This window comes from Nonomuraea solani, from assembly GCF_900108335.1.
Lineage (GTDB): Bacteria > Actinomycetota > Actinomycetes > Streptosporangiales > Streptosporangiaceae > Nonomuraea > Nonomuraea solani.
In genome coordinates, this window is record NZ_FNVT01000028.1 from 1 (window position 1) to 8,401 (window position 8,401).

Here is an 8,401-nt window from a genome sequence, read left to right on the forward strand (position 1 = left end):
GAACTGACCGGCCGCGCCATCCAGGGCGTGGGAGCCGCACTGATCGCCCCATCCGCACTCACCCTGCTGATGATGCTGTTCGGCCACGACCCCAAAGAACTGACCAAGGCCCTGGCCCTGTACGGCGCCGCCGCACCCGCGGGCGGCACCGCCGGCGTGTTCCTCGGCGGCCTCATCACCGAATACCTGAGCTGGCCCTGGATCTTCCACATCAACATCCCCATCGCACTCGCCGCACTCCTGGCCACCGGCCCGCTGATGCCCGCCGGCCGATCCCAGCGCGGCCCCATCGACGTACTCGGCACCCTGACCGTCACCCTCGGCCTCGGCACCGCCGTCTACGCCATCGTCCGCGCACCCGAGACCGGCTGGGCATCGGCCCAGACATGGACCACCCTCGCCATCGCCCTGACCCTGCTCACCGCGTTCCTCGCCATCCAAGCCCGCCACCGCGAACCACTGATGCGCCTGTCCATCTTCCACACCCCCAACCTCGCCGCCGCCAACCTGACCCAACTCCTGCTCGGCGGCGCGTGGATCCCCATGTGGTTCTTCCTCAACCTCTACCTGCAGCAGGTCCTCGGCTACAGCGCCTTCCCCAGCGGCGCCGCGCTGCTCCCGATGACCGTCCTCATCATGATCGGCATGATCACCCTGGCACCCCAGGCCATCAACCGCCTCGGCCCCAAACCGACCACGATCACCGGCCTGCTCCTACTCACCGCCGCAATGGCCTGGCTATCCCAGATCAGCCCCAACGGCGACTTCACCACCGACGTCCTGCCCGCCAGCCTCCTCGCCGCCCTCGGCATGTCACTGGCCTTCATCCCCTCCCTCGGCACCGCCATCTCCTCCGCCCGCCCCGAGGAAGGCGGCCTCGCCTCAGGCATCGTCAACACCAGCTACCAAGTAGGCTCCGCACTCGGCCTGGCCGCCATGACCGCCCTAGCCGCCGCCAACGGCTCCAGCCGGACCGGCGACCTGCCCGCACTGACCAACGGCTTCTCGGCCGCCTTCATCGGCGCCGCCGGCATCGCCCTCACAGGGGCCCTGATCGCCGCGGCGACCCTGCGTACCCGCACCACCGCCCCGGCCGATGCGGCCGGTGGCTGACCCGCAGGATCGTGACCGTGCCCCGGCTCTGGGTGAGAGCCGGGGCACGGTCACGTCACGAGTCCACGGCGCCGCAGCCGGCGGCCGCGAACGCCTCCTTGATGAGCTCCTGGTCCAGGCGGCCGTCGGCGAGCACGCTCACCCGGGAGCGCGCGGGCGTGACGTCCACGCCCACGACGCCCGGGACCTGGATGAGCTCGGACCTGACGGCCGCCAGGCAGTGCTCGCACGTCTCCGGGGTCAGGCTGCTGACGTCGTACGCGACCAGACTGTACGCGGTGGTGATCAACCGGATTCCTCCTTCAGCACGGGACGCCGATGGGATCTCGCGCCCTCAGTCGGGATCGTGCCGCACAACGGGAGGCCGGAGGGGCCGCGGAGGCTTCCGGGAGACGCCATGGCGGAAACCGGAAGCGGCTCAGCGTGATGTCTCAGGCGCCCTGGTCGCGCGCGTTCAAGGGGAGGGACGGGAAGCGCAGGACCCAGCGGCGTTGCCATGGGGTCTCGATGGCCCGGTGATGGTGGTGGGCGCGTGTCCAGGTGACGGCGTCGGCCGGGGCGAGGCCGGCCAGGATGGCGAGGCAGGCGACGACCGTACCGGTGCGGCCGATGCCGCCCCCGCAGGCGACCTCCACCGCGGCGCCCGCCCGCGCCCGCTCGTACAGCGCGTGGATTCGCCGCACGGCGAGATCGCGGTCGCGGGGCAGCAGGAAGTCGGGCCACTCGATCCACTCGTGCGACCAGCGCAGCTCACCCTCGTGGTGGCGGCGGAGCCGGTCGGAGCCGAGGTACAGCCCGAAGGCGGGGGTCGGCCCCTCGGGCAGCGGATGGCGCAGGCCACGGCCCCGGATCCAGGTTCCGTCCGGGAGTTGGAGGGCGCCGGTGAGCGGCGGCGTCGCGCTGTCTCTTGGGTTCCGCATCAGTTCTCCCGTCACTGTGACTTTCACTCGGTGAGGCTGCCCAGCCGGTTCCGTGCGCGGTGGTTGGCGACATTGAGCCGGTTGCCGCACAGGTCGGGCGTGCAGTAGACGCGGCGTCCTCCGCGGCTGGTGTCGACGAACACGCCGCGGCAGCCCGGGGCGACGCAGGCGCGGAACCGGCCGTGGCCGAGGGCGCGAACGGCGCCGAGCAGGCCGACGCCGATGACCGCGGCCAGTTCCCCGGCGATCGACGCGCCCCGCGCGGTCGGGACGTACCACTGCCACTGACCTGCGGGATCGCGGTCCAGCACCGGGCTGAGGCCGGCCCGCCCGGCCAGGACGGCGGCACCCGCGACGGCCTGGTCCTCCGTCTCGGTCTCCACGACGCCACGCGCCTCGCGGCGCAGCAGGTGCACCTCGCGGACGTCGTCGCCGGTCGGCGGCCGCCCGTCCGCCAGGGCATCGAGCCGCAGGCCGTGCCCGTCGAGAAAGCGGATCAGCGCCTCCGGGGTCGGCAGGGCGTCCCCTGTGGCGGTCTGCACGGTGGGAGAGGTGTTGGCCAGGTCACCGGCCACCGTCGCCCCCACCGCATAGTCGGTGATGGAGATCCGCATGCCTCACCACCTTCCGTGTAACCGAATAAAAGCGAATATACCCCTTACGTCCTGCTGCGCGGAACTACCGCGAGCGTCTGAGGAAGGTTCAACCTCAGGGTTGACGACATGGGAAGCGGCGCCCAGCACTCTTGACGGGTCGAACCTTGAACCTCCTGATGTCGATGGAGAGCTGAGCTGTGGTGAGAGTCCCGGACGAGAGCGACGAGAGCGGACGGGCTCGGTCGCTCATGGAACGGGTGCATCTCGGGGAGTGCGACCACGCGGCCGACGCCCTGGCCGCCGAGCGCGAGGCCATCGCCATCTACCGGCGGCTGGCCGCGGCCTCCCCCGAGCCCTACCTGTACGAGCTCGTCATCTGCCTGATGACACTCGGCGTGACCCTCTCCGAGCTCGACCGGCACGACGAGGCGTTACACGCCGAGCAGGAGGCGATAGCCCTCTACCGGCGACTGGCCGCAGTCTCCCCCGGCCGCCACCTGGCCGACCTCGCCGACGCGCTCATCAACCTCGGCACGACCCTGACCGCGCTGGACCGGCCGGCCGAAGCCCTGAGCGCCGGGCAGGAGGCGATCGCCATCTACCGGCGACTGGCCGCGACCTCCCCCGACCGCTACCTGGCCGACCTCGCGGAGGCGCTCGTCGACCTCAGCCTGATCCTCACCGAACGCGGCCAGGCGGCCGAAGCGCTGCCCCTGGCGGAAGAGGCGGTGAGCATTCGCCGGCGGCTGGCCGCGGACTGCCCCGAACGCCGCCACATCGACCTCGCCCACTCCCTGACCGGCCTCGACATCGTCCGCTCGGCGCTCGGCCACGACCGGGAAACACACTAGCCTCGGCTGCGGGACCCGTACCGGCTCGCGCTCCAGGACGCGCTCGGCGAGCCGGAGCACCGGGTCCTGTTCTTCATCGACGTCATCGTCGGAACGCTGCTCCACCGGATGGGCATGACCGGCGAACCGATGGCCGACGCCGACGTGCCCGCGCTCGTCGAAAGGGTGCTGTCACACTTCGCCGAACGGCGGGTTTCGTGATGACGGGCATTTCCGGCTTCGAGCCGGACTTCCTCGTCGGGCTCGAAGCAGTCCGCGAGGCGCACGGGCCCGGTCTGGCCGCGCTTGAGGGGCGGCGGCTGACCGGGTTCGCCGTCGTGCGTTTCGCCGAGGACGGGGATCGGTACGCCGACTGCCCGGTCGTCCTGGACTTCGACGGTGTCCAGGTGGAGATCTGCCACTCGAAGCTCGATGAGCTGTCGATCGGCTGGAACAGCAGCGACACGACGGCCGCGATCAGTGGCTGGGAGTGGTACGAACCGACGCCGGTGTGGTCCGGCGCGGACGAGCGGCTTGAGCCGTTGGCCGGCCGGGAGCTCCGCGAAGTCGCGCTGCTCGAGTGGCGGCCATCAGGTCTCGACCTGGCGGAGGGCACCGGCGCCGTGGAGTTCGTCTTCGACGTGGGCCGTTTTCACCTCGGTAACGGCCTCGACGAGAACGTCATCGATGTCGGCGAGCCCCATCCAGATTTCGTACGACACCGGCCGGGCGCGGCCTGACCAGACCGGCCGCCCGGGGCGCGGGTCATTTCCGGAGCCAGGTCTGCGAAGCGCTAGCCTTGCAGGACCACTGGATCGCGGCCTTGCCCTTGCGCTTCTCGCCGTTCCCGATGGCCAGGCACATCTTCGTGGCCTCGTTCTTCAGGTGCGTACCGGTGTAGTTCCACACCTGCGCCAGCCCGCCGTCGGTGCACGGCCACTGGATCGCGACCTTGCCCTGCTTCTTCTCACCGCGCCCGATGGCCAGGCACATCCCGGTCTTGACGTTCACGAGCCGGCCGCCCCGGTAAATCCAGCGCTGCGACTTGCTCCCGATGCACGGCCACTGGATCACCTGCTTGCCCGCCCTGGCCTCTCCCCTGCCGACGGCCAGGCACATGCCGGTCGCGCCATTGACGTACGCCCGGCCGGCCGCGGCCGCGGCCGTGGTGGCCGTGGTGGCCGTGGTGGCCGTGGCGGACGTGGCGGACGTGGCGGGCGCCAGGGACAGCAGGGTCAGGGCGGTCACGGCCACGGCGGCGGCCTTGGAACTCGTACGCATGGATGTCCTTTCGAGGGTGATCGATTCGGTCGCCGGCTTCGGTCAGCGAGCAGGCCGGGACAGGGCCACGCGTCCGTGTGCCGGCCCCCGCGATTGCGGCGGCATACGGTTCCGTGGCCGCGGCACCATCACGCCGACCAGCCTTCCCCGTCGCGCATCGCTCCCCCACCGGGAACGAGACGACATTCCGCCAACGTACAGATCGGCGAGCGGCGTGAAATCAACCCGGCGATGGACATCGGAGTCAACTTTGGCGGTAGTGAGGCGTCCTGGCCCACGGGTGACATGGCGGGCGCCGGGGAGGCACACTACGAAGCATGCGGACCCCTGCCGTGGTGATGTTGTCGGTCCTGATCCTTACGGCATCGGTGGCGTGCGCGCCCGCCGCGCCGACACCCTCCGGGGCGGCTCCTCAAGGGGTTCTCCGGCAGACGGAGGACCAGATCGCCCGTACGGCGGCCAGCCTGCGCCGGCTGGACGACATGCCGCTGTTCGAGATGACCTACCACGGCGGCTACGACGTCGAGGCACCGCTCACCGACGCGGAGCTGGCCAGGAAGGGCGACGGCTGGGCGTGCTCGCTGTTCCACCGTCCCGGCGAGTTCGGCAGGAACTTCGACTGGGACCCCAACCCGGCCATGGTCATCCACTCCCGCCCGCCGGACGGCTACGCCTCGCTCTCCCTGGCCGACGTCTCCTACTTGTTCCCGCCGGGGGCCCGGCCGGATCTGAGCGCCGCCCAGGACCGGCGGCGGCTGGCGCACGCGGTGCTGACGCCGTTCGACGGCATGAACGAGAAGGGGCTCGCCGTCGGCCTGGCCCAGGCGCCCGACGCGCGGTTACCCGCGCGCACTCAGGGACGCACCGTCGTGAGCGGCGTACGGATCATCCGGCTGATGCTCGACCGGGCCGCCACCGTGCCTGAGGCGATCGACCTGATGCGCCGCTACGACCTCGACTTCACCGGCGGCCCGCAGCTCCACTACCTGATCGCGGACCGGGCCGGCAGGGCCGCGGTCGTCGAGTACGCCGACGGCCGCATGAACGTCATCGACGACCGCTACCTCACCAACATCACGATGTACGGCGCCGACCGCGCCACCAAGCTGGCCGACCGCCGCTACCGCCTCCTCACCGAGGGTGGCGGCACGGAGGCGATGGAGTTGCTCAAGAGGGTCGCTCAGCACCACACGCGGTGGTCGATCGTGTACGACCTGGAGAACGCGACCGCCAAAATCGTCACGGCGCAACGGTGGTCCCGTGTGCACGATCTACGCCTTTCCGCGGACGGTTAACGCGTACGCGCATTCCCTGGGCGATTAACTTATTCGGCGGGCCACCGGGCGTGGCCCCCGAGAAATCAATTCGAGAATTCTTTTCCCGGTGAATAAATGCACAATCCGTTCACCGGGCCTGGACCGCGCCTGAGTGGCGGCTCAATCTTGCACGTCGAGCCGGAGTTTCGGCATGTCCCAAGCCCGGATTAGGGCGGCAGGACAATCGGACCGGCCAATATTTGAAAGATTCATTGCCACTTGACAAGGCGGGCGACAAACGAGTCCGGAGGCGTGTGTACGTCCTGCAAGGCACCGGCGATCTCGAGCACCCGAAGGGCCTTCTCGCACGGCCCTATTGGCGCGGCGCCGCACTTCGACAGGGACATGCCGTCCTTCGAGAGGCCTGCGACAAACACCCCAAACCGGATAGAACCCATCAAACATATCGAAACTTCGTTCGGATGAGGTTTCGGTCGCCCAAATCGTATTTACGGTCATTTTGGGATGCGAACCGCACATATCATCGCAGGTCCAGCGATGCAAGAGGCATTTGGGGGCGGACTTTACTTACCTTCCAACCGGCCGCAAGCACCGCTAATCGCGCCGTTGACTCCACCCGGCAAACATCGATATAAGAGTTAATGTCGTGCAACGGCGTGAGATCACACGCCATGTCAGACAGTTCGCACAGCTCCCTATTTCGATGTTGTTACGAGGAAATTGTCGAGGAGCGCCGTAACATGGCGGTTGACGACCTCTGTATTCAGCGACGAATCCCCCAATCCGCATCCTTCCCCCGGCCGCGCGCGCCGCGTACGGCGACTCCCCGCAGGGGAGGTGCTGGGCGATCAGCGGCCAGCTAGCCGCGGCAGTGCAGGATTCCCACCCCATGGATCCACGCCCTGTCCGCACGATGTTCTGCCTGCCCTACGCCGGAGGAGGCGCCGGCGCCTACACCGGACTCCTCCGCGAGCTCGCCGATCTCACCGTGGTCCCCGTCCAGCTTCCCGGCCGGGAGAACCGCATCGCCGAACCGCCGGCCTTCACGATCGCCGAGGTCGCCGACGAGGTGGCGGCCGCCACGGACGAGCCGTACGCCCTGTACGGCCACAGCATGGGCGCCCGGCTGGCCTTCGAGGTGGTTCGCGAGCTGCGCCGGCGCGGTCTGCCGGCGCCGTCGAGGCTGTACGTCGGCGGGGCGCATCCACCGGACCGCCGGGTGCCGCTGGCGGCCGCCGTGGACCTGCCCGACGACGCCTTCATCGACCAGCTCATCCGCAGGTCGGGGGCGCTGTCGGAGCTCAAGCACGTGGCTGAGCTGCGGGAGCTGATGATGCCGGTGCTGCGGTCGGACTTCGCCTGGATCAAGAACTACGTGTTCGCTCCCGAGCCTGCGATCGGCTGTCCCATCGTGGCCTTCACCGGGGTGGACGACGGGGAGGTCGGCGCGGCGGAGATGCTCGGCTGGGCCAGGCACACCAACGCCGGTTTCCGCCTGCGTACGTTGCGCGGCGGCCATCTGTTCGTCAAGGACCGGCCCGCCGAACTGGCGGCGCTCATCGCCGCTGATCTGGCGGGCAAGCGCCCTCTGCCCGAACCGGACGAACTCCACCTCTGGCTGGGCCGGCCCGCCGACCACACCACAGTCCTGCGCCACTACACCGGCCGGGCCACGGTCGCCACAAGCCACACGAACGACCTGACCCTGCTGGCCGCCATCGCCCCTAGCCACGCGGACGGTCCTGGTCACGCGGAGGGTCCTGGTCACGCGGAGGGCCCAGACGATGCGGACAACCCGGGTCACACGAACGGCCCGACCCACCAGAACGGCCCTGGTCACACGGATGGCCCGACCCACGCGAACGGCCCGATCCACGCGAACGACCCCAGCCGCCGGGACGGCGCGAGCCATGCGAACGGCCTCGGTCTTGCGAACGGCGCGGGCCCGGCGGTGGGTGCCGGGCATGAGGCCGGAGCAGGAGCCAGGGTCAGGGTCGGGGTGTCCATTCTGCGTGGGCTGGATCTCGAGGGGCCGGATGGCGGACTGGCCGAGTTGAGCGAGGACGAACGCGAGCAGATCGAGGACGCCGCCGAGGAGGACCGGCGGTGGCTGGCGGTGCGCGCCGTCGCCGCGAAACGGGCGTTGATGGCCGCCGACGGCCGGCGGACCGATCCAGCGGTGGTCGGCTTTCCCGACCTCACCGATCCCGGCCCCTGGCATGCCCAGTGCGGGCCGGAGCTGGATCGGCTGGCCCGGTGGCAGGTCGTACACCTGCCGTTGCACACCTCACGGGGAGAAGCGTTGGGAGCAGTCGCGGTGCCGCACGACAGGGTGCGGCTGAGATTCGACATACCGGCAGAACAGGCAGGGTAACGGGGGGACA

Annotated in this window: 9 protein-coding genes; 5 read left to right on the forward strand and 4 right to left on the reverse strand. The window is 69.7% G+C overall.

The features are described from left to right. Positions 1-1,113 (forward strand): MFS transporter (locus tag C4V41_RS52560; RefSeq protein ID WP_103963612.1); only part of this gene is annotated, 1,113 nt, incomplete at its 5' end. Between the two features lie 55 nt (positions 1,114-1,168). On the opposite strand, the gene C4V41_RS52565 is transcribed toward C4V41_RS52560, so the two are convergent. The 3 genes from C4V41_RS52565 to C4V41_RS52575 form a co-directional block, all read right to left on the reverse strand. Further along, the gene (locus C4V41_RS52565; RefSeq protein ID WP_103963613.1) at positions 1,169-1,402 is read right to left on the reverse strand and encodes a heavy-metal-associated domain-containing protein; all 234 of its coding nucleotides are present in this window, start codon (positions 1,400-1,402) and stop codon (positions 1,169-1,171) included. Positions 1,403-1,544: 142 nt separating this feature from the next. Further along, positions 1,545-2,033, reverse strand: a complete 489-nt coding sequence (locus tag C4V41_RS52570) for a protein-tyrosine phosphatase family protein (protein ID WP_103963697.1) — start codon at positions 2,031-2,033, stop codon at positions 1,545-1,547. 23 nt (positions 2,034-2,056) lie between these two features. Continuing rightward, entirely contained in the window at positions 2,057-2,647 is a 591-nt protein-coding gene (locus C4V41_RS52575; protein WP_103963614.1) for a CGNR zinc finger domain-containing protein, read from the reverse strand. 179 nt (positions 2,648-2,826) lie between these two features. Between C4V41_RS52575 and C4V41_RS52580 the strand changes: the two genes are divergently transcribed. After that, on the forward strand, positions 2,827-3,480 hold the full coding sequence (locus tag C4V41_RS52580) for a tetratricopeptide repeat protein (RefSeq protein WP_160150704.1): 654 nt from the start codon (positions 2,827-2,829) through the stop codon (positions 3,478-3,480). Between the two features lie 200 nt (positions 3,481-3,680). Further along, entirely contained in the window at positions 3,681-4,199 is a 519-nt protein-coding gene (locus tag C4V41_RS52590) for a hypothetical protein (RefSeq protein ID WP_200824858.1), read from the forward strand. Between the two features lie 25 nt (positions 4,200-4,224). Here C4V41_RS52590 and C4V41_RS52595 read toward each other — a convergent pair whose 3' ends face one another. After that, on the reverse strand, positions 4,225-4,740 hold the full coding sequence (locus tag C4V41_RS52595) for an RICIN domain-containing protein (protein ID WP_103963617.1): 516 nt from the start codon (positions 4,738-4,740) through the stop codon (positions 4,225-4,227). Positions 4,741-5,057: 317 nt separating this feature from the next. Here C4V41_RS52595 and C4V41_RS52600 point away from each other — a divergent pair, with 317 nt between their 5' ends. Next, positions 5,058-6,035 carry a carcinine hydrolase/isopenicillin-N N-acyltransferase family protein gene (locus C4V41_RS52600; protein WP_235030938.1) on the forward strand — a complete coding sequence of 326 codons (978 nt, stop codon included), beginning with the start codon at positions 5,058-5,060 and terminating at the stop codon, positions 6,033-6,035. 871 nt (positions 6,036-6,906) lie between these two features. Further along, positions 6,907-8,391 carry a thioesterase II family protein gene (locus tag C4V41_RS52610; RefSeq protein ID WP_103963620.1) on the forward strand — a complete coding sequence of 495 codons (1,485 nt, stop codon included), beginning with the start codon at positions 6,907-6,909 and terminating at the stop codon, positions 8,389-8,391. The last annotated feature ends 10 nt before the right edge of the window (positions 8,392-8,401 follow it).